This window comes from Chryseobacterium piperi (assembly GCF_002285635.2).
Lineage (GTDB): Bacteria > Bacteroidota > Bacteroidia > Flavobacteriales > Weeksellaceae > Chryseobacterium > Chryseobacterium piperi.
The window spans coordinates 2,495,244-2,514,193 of sequence record NZ_CP023049.2; the positions used below are offsets into that span (position 1 = coordinate 2,495,244).

The 18,950-nt window shown below is 35.6% G+C and carries 15 protein-coding genes; 8 read left to right on the plus strand and 7 right to left on the minus strand.

What is annotated here, in order from left to right:
• The first annotated feature begins 26 nt into the window (after window positions 1-26).
• Both CJF12_RS10885 and CJF12_RS10890 read left to right on the plus strand, forming a co-directional pair.
• Window positions 27-2,168, plus strand: coding sequence for a M3 family metallopeptidase (locus CJF12_RS10885; protein ID WP_034686710.1), 2,142 nt, complete (start codon window positions 27-29; stop codon window positions 2,166-2,168).
• A gap of 124 nt (window positions 2,169-2,292) precedes the next feature.
• Complete coding sequence (locus CJF12_RS10890; protein WP_034686708.1) at window positions 2,293-2,670, plus strand: YchJ family protein; 378 nt, start codon at window positions 2,293-2,295, stop codon at window positions 2,668-2,670.
• Window positions 2,671-2,736: 66 nt separating this feature from the next.
• Here CJF12_RS10890 and CJF12_RS10895 read toward each other — a convergent pair whose 3' ends face one another.
• The gene (locus CJF12_RS10895; RefSeq protein WP_034686706.1) at window positions 2,737-3,237 is read right to left on the minus strand and encodes an FKBP-type peptidyl-prolyl cis-trans isomerase; all 501 of its coding nucleotides are present in this window, start codon (window positions 3,235-3,237) and stop codon (window positions 2,737-2,739) included.
• Window positions 3,238-3,346: 109 nt separating this feature from the next.
• Complete coding sequence (locus tag CJF12_RS10900; RefSeq protein WP_034686704.1) at window positions 3,347-3,598, minus strand: VF530 family protein; 252 nt, start codon at window positions 3,596-3,598, stop codon at window positions 3,347-3,349.
• Window positions 3,599-3,802: 204 nt separating this feature from the next.
• Here CJF12_RS10900 and CJF12_RS10905 point away from each other — a divergent pair, with 204 nt between their 5' ends.
• The 3 genes from CJF12_RS10905 to CJF12_RS10915 are packed head-to-tail and all read left to right on the plus strand — an operon-like array spanning window position 3,803 to window position 8,538.
• Window positions 3,803-5,008: a metallophosphoesterase family protein gene (locus CJF12_RS10905; RefSeq protein WP_034686701.1), complete on the plus strand. Its 1,206-nt coding sequence runs from the start codon at window positions 3,803-3,805 to the stop codon at window positions 5,006-5,008.
• Between the two features lie 2 nt (window positions 5,009-5,010).
• Entirely contained in the window at window positions 5,011-8,049 is a 3,039-nt protein-coding gene (locus tag CJF12_RS10910; protein ID WP_034686700.1) for an AAA family ATPase, read from the plus strand.
• A gap of 48 nt (window positions 8,050-8,097) precedes the next feature.
• Entirely contained in the window at window positions 8,098-8,538 is a 441-nt protein-coding gene (locus CJF12_RS10915) for an STM3941 family protein (protein ID WP_034686699.1), read from the plus strand.
• A 78-nt stretch (window positions 8,539-8,616) separates the two neighbouring features.
• Here the strand turns inward: CJF12_RS10915 and CJF12_RS10920 are convergent, their stop codons facing one another.
• Complete coding sequence (locus CJF12_RS10920; RefSeq protein ID WP_034686696.1) at window positions 8,617-9,642, minus strand: LLM class flavin-dependent oxidoreductase; 1,026 nt, start codon at window positions 9,640-9,642, stop codon at window positions 8,617-8,619.
• Window positions 9,643-9,800: 158 nt separating this feature from the next.
• On the opposite strand from CJF12_RS10920, the gene CJF12_RS10925 reads away from it, so the two are divergent.
• A complete protein-coding gene (locus CJF12_RS10925; protein WP_095591236.1) occupies window positions 9,801-10,607 on the plus strand; it encodes a hypothetical protein in 807 nt (268 codons plus the stop codon).
• A 503-nt stretch (window positions 10,608-11,110) separates the two neighbouring features.
• On the opposite strand, the gene CJF12_RS10930 is transcribed toward CJF12_RS10925, so the two are convergent.
• The gene (locus CJF12_RS10930) at window positions 11,111-13,249 is read right to left on the minus strand and encodes a S9 family peptidase (RefSeq protein ID WP_034686692.1); all 2,139 of its coding nucleotides are present in this window, start codon (window positions 13,247-13,249) and stop codon (window positions 11,111-11,113) included.
• A gap of 375 nt (window positions 13,250-13,624) precedes the next feature.
• Here CJF12_RS10930 and CJF12_RS10935 point away from each other — a divergent pair, with 375 nt between their 5' ends.
• A complete protein-coding gene (locus CJF12_RS10935; protein WP_034686689.1) occupies window positions 13,625-14,137 on the plus strand; it encodes a YceI family protein in 513 nt (170 codons plus the stop codon).
• A 76-nt stretch (window positions 14,138-14,213) separates the two neighbouring features.
• Window positions 14,214-15,041, plus strand: a complete 828-nt coding sequence (gene ygiD / locus CJF12_RS10940) for a 4,5-DOPA-extradiol-dioxygenase (RefSeq protein WP_034686687.1) — start codon at window positions 14,214-14,216, stop codon at window positions 15,039-15,041.
• Window positions 15,042-15,182: 141 nt separating this feature from the next.
• Here the strand turns inward: ygiD and CJF12_RS10945 are convergent, their stop codons facing one another.
• From CJF12_RS10945 to hutH, 3 genes are all read right to left on the minus strand, one after another.
• On the minus strand, window positions 15,183-16,661 hold the full coding sequence (locus tag CJF12_RS10945; protein ID WP_034686686.1) for a S8 family peptidase: 1,479 nt from the start codon (window positions 16,659-16,661) through the stop codon (window positions 15,183-15,185).
• Between the two features lie 115 nt (window positions 16,662-16,776).
• Entirely contained in the window at window positions 16,777-17,223 is a 447-nt protein-coding gene (locus tag CJF12_RS10950) for a GNAT family N-acetyltransferase (RefSeq protein ID WP_034686685.1), read from the minus strand.
• A 124-nt stretch (window positions 17,224-17,347) separates the two neighbouring features.
• Entirely contained in the window at window positions 17,348-18,835 is a 1,488-nt protein-coding gene (gene hutH / locus CJF12_RS10955; RefSeq protein WP_034686683.1) for a histidine ammonia-lyase, read from the minus strand.
• Window positions 18,836-18,950 lie beyond the last annotated feature (115 nt).

Genomic DNA, 18,950 nt, shown 5'->3' on the forward strand with positions numbered 1-18,950 from the left:
CTTTATACTTTAATAACAACTAATTTATGAAAAATATTACATCAGTATTATTAATTTCTGCTTTAGCATTTAATTACTCATGTACGACAATGAAAAAAAACGATACTCAACAGGAAATTCCTACACCCGATCCGTCCTTATCATCCAATCCTTTTATGAAAAAAAGCAAGCTTCAGTATGAAGCTCCGGAGTTTGATAAAATTAAGAATGAGCACTTTAAACCTGCTTTTGATTTCGGATTAAAGCAGCAAGACGCTGAAATTATTAAAATTGCTAATAATCCTGATGCCCCAACTTTCGAAAACACTATTGTTGCTTTGGAAAAAAGCGGTGAGGTTCTGAAAAGAACTTTAATTGTATTTTCAAATTTAACAAGTGCCAATACCAATCCTACACTACAGGCTTTAGATGAAGAATATGCACCAATCCTTGCTGCACATTCAGATAAGATGTATCTGAATGACAATCTTTACAAAAGAATACAAGCAATCAAAGAAGACGGTCTGGATCCGGAAGGAAAAAGATTGGTACAGTACTATAAACAGAACTTTGAAATCGCAGGAGCTAATCTTTCAGCTTCTGATAAAGAAAAGCTGAAACAAGTCAATCAGGAATTGGCTTCACTTTCTACTCAATATTCAAATAAGTTGTTAGAAGCAAGAAAACAGGGCGGCGTTTTCTTTTCTGATGCCAAAGAGCTGGACGGGCTTTCTGCTGATGAAATTGAAGCAGCAGCTACTGATGCAAAAACGGCCGGCCAAACCGGTAAGTATCTTTTAGCATTACAAAATACAACACAGCAGCCTTTACTACAAAACCTTAAAAACAGAGCTACCAGAGAAAAGCTCTTTAAAGCATCATGGTTAAGAGCTGAAAAAGGAGATGCTAATGATACAAGAGAAACGATTGAAAAGCTGGCTAAATTAAGGCTTAAGAAAGCTCAGATCTTAGGTAAAAAAAGTTTCGCAGAATGGAAGCTTCAGGATCAGATGGCTAAAACTCCCGAAGCAGCAACTAAATTAATGAATCAAATTGCGACACCTGCTGTAGAAACAGCAAGACGTGAAGCAAAAGATATACAGGATTTAATTGATCAGCAAAAAGGAGGCTTCAAAGTAGAACCTTGGGACTGGAATTTCTATTCCGAGCAGGTAAGAAAAGCCAAATTCGATTTAGATGAAAACCAGATCAAACCTTATTTTGAAATATCTACTGTGTTGGAAAAAGGAGTTTTCTATGCAGCAGAAAAATTCTATGGGATTACCTTCAAGAAGAGAACCGATCTTCCAACATACCATCCAGACGTAGTAACGTATGAGGTTTTCGACCATGATGGAAAATCAATCGCTATTTATTATTTAGATTTTTATACAAGAGATTCTAAAAATGGAGGTGCGTGGATGAGTAACTTTGTTGAACAATCTTATCTGTTAGGAACAAAACCAGTAATTGTAAATTGCTATAATTATCAAAAACCTGCTCCAGGAAAACCATCTTTAATAAGTTACGACGACGTTTCTACGATGTTCCATGAGTTCGGACACTCTATTCATGGAATGTTTGCAAGTCAGAAATACCCTTCTCTTTCCGGAACAAATGTACCGAGAGATTTCGTGGAATTTCCATCACAGATTAATGAGCATTGGGCTTTAGACCCTATTATTCTAAGGAATTATGCCCTTCATTATGAAACGAAACAACCTATTCCACAAACTTTAGTTGATAAAATCAAAAAAGCAGGAACGTTCAATCAAGGATATATGACAACAGAACTGGTTTCTGCTGCAGAGCTTGATATGGACTGGCATACCGTTACGAATGAAAGCCAGCTTATTCCGGTATTGGATTTTGAAAAACAATCTTTGGCAAGCCATGGATTTACTTTAGCTACCGTTCCGCCAAGATATCATACACCTTACTTCGCACACATCTGGGGTGGAGGTTATTCAGCCGGTTATTATGCCTATTTATGGTCTGAGACCCTTGACAATGATGCCTGGGAATGGATTGAAAAGAATGGAGGCTTGACAAGAGAAAATGGAGACCGATTCAGAAAGTACATTCTTTCTGTAGGAAATTCTATTGACCTGAATCAGGCATTCAGAGATTTTACAGGACATGATCCGGATATTAAACCTTTATTGAGAAACAGAGGTTTTATAAAATAAAAAAATAAGCATCCAATCCAATGGATGCTTATTTTTTTTGAATACCGAGTATCCATATAAAACTTATCCTTAAATGAATGCATCTCAAAAACTTTTACGATTTTTGTCATTCAAAAAGTAAAAAATGAATTGTCCCTGTTGCTCCGGTAAATCGTATGAAGAATGTTGCCAACCTTATCATACAGAAGAAAAACATGCTCCTACTGCAGAAGCTTTAATGCGTTCCCGCTTTTCCGCATTTGCAATACCTAACGGTGTGTATTTAATGGAAACTACCCTTCCCGGAAAGCGCAAACTTCATAATAAAGAGGATTTACAGGAATGGGGCGAAATAAATCAATGGACGAAGTTAGAGATTGTGAAGACTCCGGCATTAAACCAGGTTGAATTCAAAGCTTATTATATTGACGAAGAAGGAAATCCACAGATTCATCATGAGTTTTCCATCTTCCAGAAAATGCATGACCGATGGTATTATGTCTCCGGTGAATTTCTGGATTAAATACTCCTCAGCAACATTGATACTACAAAAAAAATGTCCGAAAAAATCGGACATTTATATTATTTTTTAGTGAGCGTCTGTACCGTCAATTCCATGAGAATGCCCATGTGACAATTCTTCTTCTGTCGCCGGACGAGTATTTAAAATTTCTACCTGGAAATCTAATACTTTCCCCGCCATTGGATGATTAAGATCTGCAACTACAACTTCTGGTGTTACTTCTACTACCACTGCCTGGAAATTATTCCCTTGGTTATCAGATAAAGGCAAAATAGCTCCTACAGGAGGCATTCCTGATTCTTTAAACATATCAACCGGCAATTGAGCAATAGCATCAGGTTGTCTTTCACCATAAGCTTCTTCAGGCTGTATTGTAAAGGCTACCTTATCACCAGCTTTCAAGCCAAGGATATTTTGTTCAAACTTTGGAATCATCATTCCTACTCCGTGCAAAAATGTTAGTGGATTTTCTGCTGTTGTTTCTTCTACAAGAATCTTACTTCCATCTTCTTCGATTGTGTGAAGTATGTAACTTACAGCTACAACATGATTGTTTTCGATTGTCATATTTTTTCTTTTTTTCGTGAGTGTTTTTCACGATTAATACTACAAATATACTGTTTTTGATTATTTAGAGAAAAACTGCTGAAGGAATCTTAAAGCAATATTCCGTCTTCTACTTCCTGTTCTTTGTTTCCTCGCGTTTTTTCTGTCTCAGCACAAATAGATACAAACTCTCGACTTTGGTTCTTGCCCATGGCGTTTTACGTAGAAATTTCAGAGAAGAATTGATGCTTGGATTATCTGTAAAGCATTTTATATTGATTTGTTCACCCAGCTTTTCAAAGCCTTTATAATACTCCACTAGTTCCTCGAGAATAGCATCAAGTCTTTTTCCGTGAAGGGGATCTTTGGACTGCTGTTCCATATTTTTTCTGTAAAAGTAATAATAAGCCTTTAATATAATGTTATAATTTATGAATTACCACCTCGTCAGTTCGAGTGAAATGATTCGCAGTAAAACGAAGAAGCATTTTGTATCGAGAACGGACTACTGATATTATTACTAACTGCAACACGAAAATCGTATCCTAAATTTCACTTTCCCTTTTTTGTTTCTTACATTTGAAATATGAAAATTCTGCATACAGCCGACTGGCATTTAGGCAAACGTTTGGATCGTTTTTCGCGTCTGGAAGAGCAAATCCAGGTGATGGATGAAATTGTTCAGATTGCTGATGCTCAAAAAGTCGATCTTATAATTGTTGCCGGAGATTTGTTTGATAATTTCAATCCCAGCGTTGAAGCGACTGAACTATTCTATAAAACATTAAAACGTTTATCATTAAATGGGAAACGACCTGTCATTACCATTTCAGGAAATCATGATTCGCCTAATTTAATTGATGCCCCTGATCCTCTGGCTCGCGAGTGTGGGATTATATTAATTGGCCATCCAAAAGCTAAAGTTAATCCATTTGAGCTGGAACATTTTGCTATCTCGAATTCTGTGGAAGGGTTAATTGAATTACAAATCCATCATTTGGGTTTTCCTATTCGAATTATACATACTCCATATGCCAATGAAATCCGGCTTAAAGAATATTTAGGAGAGCATAAGGAAGAAGAGCTCAACAGGGTTTTAGGGGAAAACTGGAAGAAACTTTCTGAGGAATTTTGTGATGAAAATGGAGTCAATATCCTGACTGCCCATTTATATATGAATAAAAAAGGAACTGAACTTCTTGAGGAACCTGAAGGTGAGAAGCCTATTAAAATAGGAGCTGCAGATCTTATCTATTCGGACATCATTCCGGATCAGATCCAATATACCGCTTTAGGACATCTTCATAGTTTTCAGAATATTGGAACTCCGGAAAAGCCCGCTATATATGCATCTTCGCCTTTGTGTTATAGCTTTAGTGAAGCCGGACAGACAAAATGCGTTAATATCATTGATGCAGAGCCCAATAAACCGGTTACATTTGAAAGAATTGCTCTAAAAAAGGGGAAAACCTTAGTAAGAAAAACTTTTAATTCAATAGACAATACCGTACAATGGTTACAGGAAAATCCTGATACTTTAGTTGAGCTTACTCTGGAAAGTGAAACATTTTTAAAAGCGGAAGAAAGAAAAAAACTCTATCAGTCACACCAAGGCATTGTTCACCTTATTCCCAAGGTTAAAAACCAGGACAGTAATGAAAGTGAACTGCGCAACATCGATTTAAATCAGGATATCCAATCGTTGTTTAAAGATTATTTCAAATCTAAGAATGGAGGTCAGGAGGCCAATGAAGATCTAATGAATTTGTTCAATGAAATACTAAACGAATAACAATGATTCCGATTAAACTAACAATAGAGGGACTTTATTCTTATCAGGAGCGGCAGACAATAGATTTTAAAAATCTTACAGAAGCTGGCTTGTTTGGAATCTTCGGGTCCGTAGGATCCGGAAAGTCTTCAATTCTTGAGGCAATTTCTTTTGTTTTATATGGAGAAACTGAACGTCTGAATATGCGTGACAAAAGAGCTTACAATATGATGAATCTGAAATCTAACAGCTCTTATATTGAATTTGATTTCGTCAGCCATGAAAATAAACTTTTCCGGGTAGCCAGAGACTTTAGACGAAACTCCAAAAAGTTTGATGACGTAAAGCCTTCTTCTGTTACTTTCTATGAAAACATTAATGAAAAATGGATTCCTCTGGATCATTCTAATGCAGAACAAATTATAGGACTAAGCTATGCTAATTTCAAACGTACGATTATCATTCCCCAAGGCCAGTTTAAAGAATTCTTAGAATTGGGGGCTGCAGAGCGAACCCATATGATGAAAGAAATTTTTAATCTTCAGCGCTTTGATCTGCAGAATAATGTTTCTGCCTTATATGCCCGAAACAGATCCGAACTTGATCAGTTACAAGGGGAGTTAAAAGGTTTTGAAGAAATAAATGAAGAACAGCTTAAGTCCCAAAAAGAAAAACTTAAAGAAGAGCAGCAAAAATTTGATGAGGTAAAAAAAGAGCATCTTCATATTTCAGAAAAATACCAACAGCTAAAGAATCTAAAAACTGATTTTGAAAATCTTCAGCAGAAGAAAGAAAACTTTCTGAAAGTATCTTCTGAAAAAGAAAAAATCGACGAATTAGAGAAGAAAACCAATCTTTATGATACCGTATACAGGGTTTTTCATCCTTTATTACTAGAAAAAGATAAGCTGTCAAATGAAATTTTATCCAAGAGAAAAGATCATGAAAGCCATACAAAATCATTACATGAAACAGAAAAAGTCTTCAATAAAATACAAGAGCAGCTTCACCTCATCCAACCCAAGTTTGAGGCTTTAAACGTAACCAAAATACAAGAAAGCGACCTCAACCTGATTCTTCAAATAATGAAATTTTCAAAAGAGATCAGTACGCTTGAAGAAAGAACTAAAAAAGGATCGGAAAAGGTAAATGAAGTAAAAGAGAAACAACAAACTATTCAAAAGAAAGTAGATACCTTATCTAAGGAGCTGGAAGCACTAAAGCCTCAAAAGCTAGATGCTAACCTATTACTTAATGTTGCCAATTGGTTTGTTCATAAAAAGAGCCTGATCTCTCAGCAGCAAAAGCAGACTCAAAAGCTTATTGTGCAAAAAGAGTCTATTCAAAAGATTACAGACGAGCTGAAACTACTGGAGGTAGACACTGATACTTTTAGAGAGAAATTTAAAATAAAATCTGACGCTTTAGAAGCTAATAAAAAAGAATTATCTCAGAAACTTGACCATTTAAAATTACAAAAAGAACTATCCCGTTTTGCCAGCGAATTACATGCAGGAGAATCCTGTCCGCTTTGCGGTTCCCTGGAACATCCGAATATTATAGAATTTCATGATGTCAATAAAGAAATCCAGGAAATTCAGGAGAAAACACAATCTATTGAACATGAGATTTCAAAAATTCAGAACCAAAAGACAGATATTGAAAAAATTCTGGATCGGAGAAATATATTTGAGGCTCAGCTGCAATCGGAGCAAAGTGTTTTAGAAATTCTTCAGAATGAGCTTAAGGATCATTACCAAAAATTTGTTTGGTTAGATTTCAATGCTGACAACGAAAGCGAGTTTGAAGCCAAACGTCAACAATCGTCTGTTATAGAAAAACAAATTGAAGAAATCAACCACCAAATTTCGCAAGAAAGAGAAGCCCTTGAAAAGGAACGGGAAAACCTTGAAAAATATAATAAAGCTTTAGAAGAGTTTAAACTTGAAGAAGCAAAAAAAGAAGAACAAATCAATACCAACCGTTCTAATTTAAAAAACTTAGACTGGAATGAATACAAAGAAAAAGAATATTCTGAAGTTGAAATCCTGTATCAGCAGTTAGCTCAATCTAATATTGAAACAGAAAAAAATTACTTAAGCCTCACTCAGCAGGAAAAAGAAACCTCTCCCAAACTGACAGAACAGCAAACCATCGTTACTCAATTAAACAACAGGATTTCAGAGTTAGAAAGAGAAATAGCTTCTCATAATCAAATCCTGGAAAAAGCTTTATCAGAAAAAAGCTTTCATTCAATAGCTGATGTTCAGGGTATTTTAAGCCAGGAAATTTCAGTTCAGGAGACAAGAAACCAGATTCAGGCATTCAGGATTCAGTTTGAAACTTTAAAAAACAGCATTCATGAATTAGAGACAAAACTTAAGGATTTTTCTTTTGATCAGGAGCAGTTTGATAAGATTGAAAACCAGTTTAAGAGTGTCGAGATAAATCTACAACAAACCAATGATGCAGTGGTAAAAGTAATTTCTGAAATTGAAAGACTGGAAAAAGAATTCCTGAAAAAAGAAAGTTTGCTGAAAGAGCTTTCTGAACTTCAAAAACGGTCTGAAAATTTAAAAGTGATTACTAATCTATTTAAAGCCTCCGGTTTTGTACAATATGTGTCATCTATTTATTTGAGGCAATTATGCGATCATGCGAATGTCCGTTTTCACAGAATGACCAGAAGCCAGCTGAGCCTTCAGCTTAATGACAATAATGATTTTGAAATCATCGATTACCTTAATGAAGGAAGAAGCCGAAGTGTAAAAACATTATCCGGAGGGCAGGCTTTCCAGGTATCACTAAGCCTCGCATTAGCTTTGGCAGAAAGTGTACAGGCTACTACAAAAGCTGACAAAAATTTCTTTTTTATAGATGAAGGATTTGGTACCCAGGATGTAGAGTCTGTAAACGTTGTTTTTGAAACATTAATGAGTCTGCAGAAAGAAAACAGAATTGTAGGAATCATCTCACACGTAGAGGAGCTTAAAGAAAAGATTCCTGTTTCTTTGAATATCATAAAAGATGAAGAACGTGGAAGTTTAATAGAAATAGTTTAGCACATTCTTTTTAAATGGTTTTAATTGCTTTTGAATTTTAAAATAATTATGCAGAAACTCCCTACTACCCTCTATCCAAGCAAACTAAAACAAAGCCTTTTAATTATAATCAGTTTAGCCTTTGTCACCTTAGGATTTGTTATTATTAAAAGTAATTTCTGGATTGGCCTATTTAATATTATATTTTTTGGGCTATGTCTGTTTACTTTTATTATTACGCTTATTCCCAGCGCTTCTTATCTCAAGATTGATGAGAAAGGATTTGAAATGAGGACTTTATTCAGATCTACATTTATTCCCTGGCATGTCGTTAATAGCTTTTCAACTAAAAGAATTTTTATCAATACTATGGTGATGATTGATTTCAATCCCCAGTACATTGATACTTCTAAATTAAAGTCTAAAACAGGAGCTTTCCCAGATACTTATGGAATGTCGGCAAAAAAACTGGCCGAACTTATGAACAAGTATAAGGCACAAGCAAACTAGAAAGTTGTTTATGAAAAGTGACTAAGTTTATATCAAGAATAAAAAACTCCGTTGAATTTCTTCAACGGAGTTTTCGTTTTATAGAGATTTAATTTTCGGTAATACTTCTTTACCAAATAATTCGATCGATTTCATCATGACTCCATGTTCAGGATCACCAATATCCATATGTCCGATAAATCTTGTAATTCCAAAAATTTCTTTCATATAAGCGATTTTATCAGCTACCTCAGCAGAACTTCCAATAAACAGTGCTCCGTCTTTGCTCCTTCCTCCATCATATTGGGATTTTGTATAAGGAGGCCATCCTCTGGATGCACCGATCCTGTCCATCTGTGATTTATAGTTGTTAAAATAACCATCTATCACATTTTGATCATCGCTCACAAAAGTATGAGAGTGAATCGCAAGCTGCATTTGAGAAACATCATGTCCGGCTTTTTGATATTCCTGCTTATAAAATTCTATCAAATTTTTAAACTGTATAGGCATGCCCCCAATGATGGCTACAACTAAAGGCATTCCCAATTTTGCTGCACTTAAAACAGATTGGGGAGTTCCACCAACTGCTCTCCATATAGGTAGTTTTCCTCCGTTCTTTGCTCTTGGATAAACGGTTTGATTCTGCATCGAAGCACGAAGCTCTCCTGACCATGAAACGTTCTCTTCAGTATTGATTTTTAGCAGTAATTCAAGCTTTTCATCAAACAGCTGCTCATAATCATTTAAGGAGTATCCATAAAGCGGAAAAGATTCAATAAAACTTCCTCTTCCTACAAATATTTCGGCTCTTTCATCAGAAATTAAATCCAATGTTGAAAAGTCCTCATATACTTTTACAGGCTCGGATGAGCTCAAAACGGTAACACCACTTGCCAGTTTTATATTTTTAGTAATGCTTGCAGCCGCAGCTAATACCATTTCCGGTGAAGAAACAGCATAATCTTCACGGTGATGTTCACCCATTGCGAATACATCTATACCTAGGTCATCCATTAACTTAACCTGTTCAAGAATTTCTCTTATTTTAACGCCTGCATCTCTATATTTTCCGGTAGCCCGATCAAAAGCCAGGTCACCAAACATTCCAATTCCTAATTCCATATGTGTTGTATTTTATATAAATCAAAAGTACAGAAGTAGCGTATCAAAAACATTGATGTTTGTTAAGAACGGAATCCCATTCAAACAAGTTAAATACAGCAATCTTTTTGTTTACCAATACAATCTTATTTATATTTGAGAACTATAACTTTATGAAAATGAGATATCCACTAGCACTTTTTCTATTTTTGCTCACTAATTTTTATTTTTCGCAAAACAAAACCAAAATCTATGTAATCGGAAATATACATGACAGTGTTCCGAATTACCATCCTGTCATATTATTTGGAATGCTTGAAAAAATAAAACCAGATATCATCCTCCATGAGGTTGACAGCAAGGGAATGAAAGAATATGAAACGGATAATACGTCTAAAGAAAATGAAATCACTGCAACCAATCTGTATCTTAAAAAACATTCCGACATCCTAAGATTCCCTTTTGATTTTGAAGGTAGAAATCAATACCGGAAAGATAAAGGCATGGTTCCTACGGACAACTTGTCTGTAAAGTTGATTGACAGCTTATATAAAGTTAAGCAACTTTCACCTGCCGAAACAAAACTGTATGAGGATTTTCTCGACACCACTAAGGAGCTGATGAAAATCGCTGAACAATCGCCGGAGCATTTCAATAATAAAGCAACGGATAAAATTTCTGAAAAGAGGCAAAATATGCAATATTCAGGATTAATAAAGATTACAGATCAAAGGCCGGAATTCGCTAACAGATATGTGACAAAGCCGAATGGTGAAAACATAAGTTACAGAGACGGTTTTAAATTAATGTCCGGGTTCTGGGATCTTAGAAATCAAACTATGGCAAAAAATATTTATGCTATTGCTGAAAAGTATCCTCACAAAAAGATTGTTGTTCTGACAGGATTTTTACACCGGTATTATTTGCTTAAAGAACTGAACAGATTGAATAAGGGTAATTATGTGATCAAAGAGTTTTATGAGTAACTAATTGATTATATTCTTGGAAAATGCAAAGGCGAAGATCTTTAAAAGTAATGCGTTTTTAAGGGACAAAGGCATTTCACTTAGCAAAGAAGAGGGAAAATAGTTCTATTCCCCACAAGATTGCCATTAGAAACAAAGCCTAAGCGAAGGAATCTAACCATATTAACATTAAGTGAAGAATGAATGCTGATAAAATCTATAAGTTCTATTTAGATTTTGGATTTTATTTGGAGTATAGATTTTGTTATTTCTTTGTTTAGATTCCTACGGAATGACAAAGAATGTGGTAATGACTACGATTTGTCATTCAGAACGTAGTGAAGTGAAGAATCTCAACATATAGTTAAACGCAAAGATTTCATCTGTAATCTATCTAAAAAATAACATTATCGCTCACTGATTTTGCAGATGACACAGATGTTTGCGGAAAAAGCTATTTAATCCGCTATGTATACGAGATGCAAAATAAAAAAGCTATCTCTAGGTGAGATAGCTTTTTGTCATTATTTCTTTAGAAACTGATCAAAATAATCGGTAATCTTTTGTATCAAATGGACTCTGTCTTTCCCGATAACATTATGAGGATGTCCCGGATAAACAAAATAATCCAACTGAACTCCATTGTCCACAGCAGATTTGATGAATTTTATAGAATGTTGCCAAACCACCACATCATCCTGTGCACCATGTATCATCAACAACTTCCCTTTTAAGTTCTGAACCTTATCTAATAAGTTGGCAGTTGCATATCCCTGAGGGTTTTCCTGCGGTGTATCCATATATCTTTCACCATACATAATTTCATACATTTTCCAGTCGATAACAGGTCCTCCTGCAACACCTACCTTGAAAACATCCGGCTGGCGAAGCATAAAGCTGGTCGTCATAAACCCTCCGAAGCTCCATCCGTGAATACCCATTCTTTCAGCATCTACATAAGGTAATGATTTTAAATACTCTACTCCTTTCATTTGGTCCTTCATTTCTGTCGTTCCAAGGTTTCTGAAGACTGCCTGCTCAAACTTTAGACCACGGTTTGAAGAACCTCTTCCATCCATTGTAAAGATGATATATCCGTTTTGTGCCATATATTCATACCAAAGGTTTCCTGAAGCAGGAAAAGTATTCGTAATGAGTTGCAAATGCGGACCATTGTATAAATAAACAATAACCGGGTATTTTTTATTAGCATCAAAATTCGTTGGAAGAATCATCTTTCCATATAAAGGTGTTCCGTCATCAGCTTTTAAGTTTACATTTTTAATTTCAGGTCTCTGATAATTTTTCAATGTATTTTCAGCAGTCAGAATGGTATTATATTTCAGATTATTGGTATTGATAATATTAGCAATTCTAGGTGAATTTGCATTGCTGTACATATCAAACAGGTAATTTCCGTCATTGCTTAAAACTCCTGAATGCACTCCTTCTGCGTCATCCAATCTTTGCATTTTGAAATTGGTCCAGTTGATTTTATACAAATGCCTTTCTAAAGGAGTTTCTTTGGTTGATACGAAATAGATTTCTTTTTTCTTCTCATTAAAGCCTAATATATCAGTCACCAGCCAGTCTCCTTTTGTGATCTGAGCTACCAACCCTTTCTCTAAACTATAATGGAATAAATGGTTATATCCGCTTCTTTGGCTTTGCCAAATAAAATCAGTATTGGATTTTGGGAAAAATACAAGTGGATGCTGAGGTTCTACATATTTCTCATTAGCTTCTTCAAATAAAGTCTTTACAAGGTTTCCGGTTACAGCATCATATTGATTCATTTTCATATGGTTCTGCTCCCTGTTTAATACTCCTACAAAAATATATTTTGAATCAGGACTCCAGGTAACAGCCGTTAGATACTGGTCTTTTTCTCCTTCAACTTTCAAAAAAGTAGTGGATTGATCTTTGATGTTGTAAACACCTAAAGTCACCTGATGAGAAGCCTGCCCTGCCATTGGATATTTCATATTGTGATTAATCGCCGGAGTTACAGACCAGTCAATCACCGGATAATCTGCAACCATGGTTTGATCCATTCTATAGAAAGCGACAGATTCAGAATTCGGTGATGGAAATATTCCGGTATCAATTCCGAATTCATTTCTATGTACCGCCTGCCCACTGATGATATTCTCATCTGAGTTATTCGTTACTGCTACAGATTTTCCGTTTCTATTGATGTATAAATTATTTTTAACCGTATAAGCTAATGTTTCATGATCTCCGAAAACCTTTATATTGGATGCGTTTTCATTCAATGGAGCTTTATTTTTTACTTTCCAATCATTTCCGGATCTTTCAATCCAATACATCTTATCGTTTGCATTAAAGTATCCATGGCCACTGTTAATAAATTTAATCGGGGGAACTGCTTTCAGCTGATCCGCTGAAAACTGTCTGTTTAATTGGGTTAATGATACCAAAGTATCCTGCTTATTAGTCTTTAAATCAGTAATCAAATATCCTCCTTTTACAGCCTGAATATAGAATTTACCATCTTCTGACCATGAAAACTGAGAAATGCTTTTTACTGCTAAATTCGTTCTTAAACCATTTACAGCCTCCGCCATTGTAAATTTTTGCGTCTGAGCAAAAACAGAGCCGCCCAAAACCACCATCAATAAAGTAAACTTATGTAATTTCATTATATAAAATTGAATCCATCAAAAATAAGAAATAAAAGTCACTTGTTAAGAAATGTTAAATTAAAAACATTCATAAAATGATCGTATTATGTTAATTAAATAATTTCTTAACTTAATGTCGTGGTTTTCGATGATGATATCACTATTATTTTTGAGATTGTTCCCGTATTGCTAATAATGACAGATAAACTAGCCCCGATAGTAACGGTTACCCCGCAGCACGGAACGGGATAGCTCTGGAGCGAGGAGTAAAAGTGGATAGCGGGAAATAGCTCCAAAAAAATACTTCTATGCATTTCTTATCCTATATCAATGACTTGTACCTGAATGTTACCGTAGATTTGCTTTATCAATAACAATAAAAAATACAATACAATGGCTACAAAATGGAATTTAGACCCAACACACAGTGAAATTACTTTTAAAGTAAAACACATGATGATTTCCAACGTAAAAGGAAGCTTCAGAACATTCAATGCAGAAATTGAAGCTGATGACGATACATTTAAAAATGCAAAGACTACTGCAACGATTCAAACAGATTCAGTTTTCACCAACAATACAGACAGAGATAATCACTTGAAATCTGCTGAGTTTTTTGATGCAGAAGCTCACCCTACAATTACTTTTGAATCTCAGGCATTAAATGATGAAATCACAGGAAACCTTACGATCAATGGAATTACTAAACCTATTACTTTAGAGGTTGATTTCGGAGGAATCAATAAAGATCCTTGGGGAAATACAAAAGCAGGATTTTCTTTTGAAGGAAAAATCAACAGAAAAGATTTTGGATTAAACTGGAATGCTGCTCTTGAAGCTGGAGGCGTAATGGTAAGCGACGATGTAAAAGTTGCAGGCGAATTACAATTCGTAAAGCAAGCTTAAGTTTTTAATAACATACTATACCATAAGGTTCAGGGATTTTCTAAAAGCCTTGGACCTTTTTTCTAATAATAGAGTTATGAACCTCAACGATTTACAAAATATCAGTGATCATTTTAACAATACACAGCGAATGCCTGTTCTATTTCTGGGACATGGTTCGCCTATGAATGCCATTGAAGAGAACCAATTTGTACAGGGGTTCAGAAAGGCAGGCGAAGAGATTCCAATCCCTAATGCTATTTTGTGTATTTCAGCTCATTGGTATACTCCAGGGACTTTTGTCACCGCAATGGATATGCCCAAGACCATCCATGATTTCTCTGGTTTTCCAAAAGCGTTGTTTGATGTGCAGTATCCGGCTCCGGGAAGTCCTGAATTAGCCCATGAAACTGTTGAATTATTAGCTCCGGTTTTGGTGGAAGAGGATCATAATTGGGGACTTGATCATGGTGCATGGTCTGTAATCAGACATATGTATCCGAATGCTGATATTCCTGTTATTCAATTAAGTATTGATTATAGAAAACCTCCGCAATACCATTATGATCTGGGCAAAAGGTTAAATAAACTACGAGAGAAAGGTATTTTAATTATTGGAAGTGGAAATATTATTCATAATTTACGGTTAATTGACTGGAGAAACATCAATACTGTAGGTGCTGGTTGGGACTGGGCAGTAGAAGCCAGAGAAAAAACCAATAATTGGCTTCTTGACGGAAATTTCCAGAATATTATAGATTATCAAAAACAGGGAACTTTTTTACAATATGCGGTTCCTACTCCAGATCATTATCTGCCTCTTATTTATACTTTAGCATTAAAAGATCAGACTGAAGAACTTGCCTTATTCAATGACGAGCTTATTGGTGGCTCATTAAGTATGACCAGTCTTAGGATTGGCTAGAAAATTTTAGTCGTTCTTTATCCGGATCATATATTAAAAAAGGAAATACCATCAATCCTATTTCATTGAAAAGAAACCTTAATTCTATGACAATGAATTGAGATACTGACGATATTTCCTTTATTATTGATGATTATTTTGTTATTGAACAGCAGTTAAAACATTAATATTCCCATAACCATAATTAGCATCCGGGGTCGAATAGGTTGCAGACTGTCTCATTTTGGTCAGTACCTGATCTCTCGTCCATGATAGATTTTTAGACCATACCAAGGCTGCAATTCCAGCAGTCGCAGCTGTTGCAACCGAAGAACCGCCTACATAATCAGTCTGTCCGTTATAATAACTTAAAACAGGAACTGTACTTCCCGAAGATCTTTCCATTTGGAATGTGAAGCTAATCTGTTTTCCGGAATGACATACACCACATCTTTGATTGGAGGTATCTTCTTTCACACCTGTTATCGCCTGAGTCTCAGGCATCCATGCAGGGAAAATAACCCCCACAAAACTGGTAAAGCTGGTAGAAGTACCTCCAGCACAGAAAATCAGTTTTCCTTTGGAATAGGCATATTTTACTCCATCTTCAATCTTCCCTACCGAAAAGATATGTCCCATGGACATTGAAATGATCTTTACATTGGTATTGTTACCTAACTCTGTAAATGCTGTTTTCACTCCATCCTGTTCGGCTGAAGTATCCAGCACAACGTTAGCAGCAGCACGGTACGTGATTAAATTAGCATTATAGGCAACTCCTACAGGCATTCCTGCATTATTTCTTGGTGCTGCCATTACCGCAGCCATCTTGGTTCCGTGACCACACTGATCAGCTGAACCATCTCCATTATATACTCCAAATTTACTGATTGTTCTTCCGGATGAAGCTCCATTATTAAAGCTACCTCCAAGTAAAGTCTGCTCAGGAGAAACCCCTGTGTCAATCAATCCGATTGTAACTCCTGCACCTGTACTATAGTTCCATGCCTGCGGAATATTATGCTTGGAAAAAGCCCATGGAATCTTAGAACTTGGAGTGGATGACGTATAATCTGCTGCATTCAGTGGAGTGGATGAAAAACCACATCCCGAAGAACCACTGCCTGAAGATTTTGCAGCTGTATTGAATTTGCGCTCATTTTCAAAATAACGGTAATCTCCCGGTTCAAGATATCGGAGCGTTTTCATCTGACGAAGGGCAGTAATGGTTTCTTCTTTTTCAATAATGACATCCAGCTGATTGAGGTATTTATCCGAACTAAGAAAAAATTCCCGCTCCCCTTTTCCTTCATACTTTTTGATTACTGATAGAATCTCTTTTTCCATGTCAGCGCTGTTCGGAGATTTACTTCTGTCAAAATCATCCATTCCTGAACCAAATCCAATGGATGCCATCCTGTTTCCACGGAAAATGGCACTCCATAAAAAGTAATCTGTCTCTTTACTCCATTTAAAAGAGCCGTCCGTTTTAATAGATTGATTAATCCTTTCATTGATCTTCTTTTCCGTCAATGGATCCTTTCGGGATAATTCTGTTGGAGTTTCATTTTGTATATCTTCTCTGTTACATGAAATAACAAAGAACAATAAGACTAAAAGGTAAAATACATTTTTTCGCATATTTTATAATTTTGGTTGTAATTACAATTATAACACTTTATTGTGAATTACAATCTGCGAAAAAATAATTTAGTATTATATGAATATTAATTTCACGTGAATGATTACCAATAACTTATAGTACCTTTTCAAAACAGATACTATTTTCAACCCCGCTGTATTGCCCATAATTGAGAATTCTCCTGTATCCGGTTTTTTCATACAAAGCAATAGCTTCAGGCTGCTTAATCCCCGTTTCTAAAATACACTTTTTATAACCGCTTTCTTTTGCCCAGGCTTCCAGCTCATCCAATGCTTTCGACGCAAGCCCTTTTCCTCTGTATTGAGGATCTGTATACATTCTTTTAATTTCAACAGTATCTTCCGAGAATGGCTTGAAAGCCCCACAAGCTACTGCTATATGATCTACATAGACAACCACACAATTCTTAAGAGTATCAATTCCGTTAAATTGATGATAAAATGCATGGTCATCACCATCGCGAACAGCTAAATCCGCGTCTAAAAATTTTACAAGATTATGAAAATCGAGATGGGAAGAGTCTATTCTTTTTACGTCCATTATTTTTTTTTAAACAAATATAGAGGTTAAGAGCTTGAAAGATTGAATATCATTTAGAGATTATATAATTAAAAAAGCTTCCATTATTAGGAAGCTTTATATTATGAGTCAGTACAATGTATTCTTAATTTACGATGAACTTTCTTTCATTAATTAGTTCAGCAATAGCCAACATATCTTTTCCTATTAATCTGTCATCCTCAAGTTTGGCTACTTTGGAACGAAGAATAGCAAAATTCTCTTCAATAATTTTTGAACATGTAGCGGGTCTTCTGAATTCTAATCCCTGCGCAGCAAACATCAACTCCACAGATAAAATATTGACTAGATTCCCCAGTACCTGGTTGAATTTCCTTCCTGAAATACTTCCCATGGAAACATGGTCTTCCTGGCCTAAACTTGTTGGAATAGAGTCTGCAGAAGCAGGGAAGCATAACGTTTTATTTTCTGTCACTAAAGCTGCAGAAGTATATTGTGGAATCATGAATCCTGAATTTAAACCTGAGCTTTCGGTCAACAATCTTGGAAGTCCGTATTTACCTTCTAATAGTAAATAACTTCTTCTGTCGGAAATATTCCCTAATTCAGCAGCTGCCAGAGTTGCATAGTCTAGTGGTAGAGCCATTAACTGGCCATGAAAATTACCTCCGGAAATAGATTCCTCTGCACTTAATACAATAGGGTTATCCGTTACTGAATTCAATTCAGTTTCTGCCATCAGTTTCAGGTGCTCAAATGCATTTCTGCTCGCTCCATGAACCTGAGGGACACATCGCATAGAATATGGATCCTGAACTCTTTCACAATCTTCATGCGCCTTCATGTTTTCTGAATTCTTAAGGAATTTCAACATTCTTGCCGCCACCTTTTTGCTTCCTTCAAATGGTCTTATCTCGTGAAGTTCTTTTTTAAATGGACTTTCAGAACCTCGGTATGCTTCAAGGCTCATTGCAGCAGTCATATCTGCAAGATCCAGTAAATATTCAAACTTTTCTAAACCTTTGATTGCATGAGCCAGGATAAACTGAGTTCCGTTAATCAACCCCAACCCTTCTTTAGGGCCTAAAGTTAAAGGTTCAAGCTGATGCTCTTTTAAAATTTCAGCTGTTTCAAAAATATCTTCTCCTACCCAAACCTGTCCAAGTCCTAAAAGGGGCAGTACCAAATGTGCCAAAGGAGCTAAGTCACCTGAAGCTCCTACAGAACCCTGCTCAGGTACCACAGGAATAATATCCTTTTCAAGCATGACAATAAGTCTTTCAATAACATCCAGAGAAACTCCTGAAAACCCTTTTGACAACGCATGAATTTTAGAAATCATCATGATTTTGGAAAATTCCTTATTGATCGGTTTTCCTACTCCTACTGCATGAGAGATAATAAGATTATACTGTAACTGAGCTGTTTCATCAGCAGAAATTTTAGTATCACAAAGAGGACCAAATCCTGTATTGATCCCATATACGCATCGATCTGATTCTACGATTTCTTGTACATTCTTCTGGGATTTTAAAATCTGATCTTTTGCTGCTTTATTGAGTTTCGCTTTATTTGGTTTTTTACAGATTTCCAATACATCATGGAAACTAAAAACATCTACACCGTATATCATTTCTAAAAATTTCCTTAAAATTACACATTTAACGATAATTGTAAAAGCTAAATTTCAACTTGCATTTATTTTACTGATAATTCGTTTTATTTACTATTTTTACGCCTTTAACAAA